The 583-nt window shown below is 58.7% G+C and carries 1 protein-coding gene; it reads left to right on the top strand.

Annotation, left to right across the window (positions count from 1 at the left end; genetic code table 11):
• Nucleotides 1-152: 152 nt before the first annotated feature.
• Nucleotides 153-583 (top strand): YDG/SRA domain-containing protein (locus JF66_RS19410; RefSeq protein WP_035880528.1); only part of this gene is annotated, 431 nt, incomplete at its 3' end.

The raw sequence follows: 583 nt of genomic DNA, 5'->3' as shown, positions 1-583 counted from the left end.
GGGGGCTCAGGCTGCACCAGCAGAAAGAGAAATCCCGGATGAGATCAGGTCAAAGAACACCGCCGTGTCGATGACCACTGCCCGTTACTTCGCGGGCGGATTCCATCCCTGCTCGCGCGCTGATCGATAGGGTGTGTCCAGGGGGAAATGACATGAGCAGATTCTTTGGCACACCGGTGGGGGTCAAGGTTGGCCAGTTCTTCATCGACCGCCGTGAACTTCACCAAGCTTTCGTCCATCGTCCGACGCAAGCCGGCATTAGCGGCACCAAGTTGGAAGGTTCCGACTCGATCGTCATTTCAGGAGGCTACGTCGACGACGAAGACCATGGCGACTACATCATCTATTCCGGCCACGGCGGCAAGGATCCCAACAGCCCGCGTCAAATCATGGATCAGTCCCGGGAGTCTCCGGGCAATGCTGGTCTCATCACGAGCCACGCTGCAGCCCTGCCCGTTCGAGTGGTTCGAGGAAAACACAAAGGTTCTCCGTTCGCGCCCCCCGTCGGTTACATCTACTCGGGGCTGTACTTGGTCACCCAATGGTGGATGGAGCTGGGGCGCGACGGTTTTCAGATCATTCG

Origin of the sequence: Cryobacterium sp. MLB-32 (assembly GCF_000738085.1) — a bacterium.
Classification (GTDB): Bacteria; Actinomycetota; Actinomycetes; order Actinomycetales; family Microbacteriaceae; genus Cryobacterium.
This window is presented reverse-complemented; position numbering and strand designations above follow the sequence as displayed.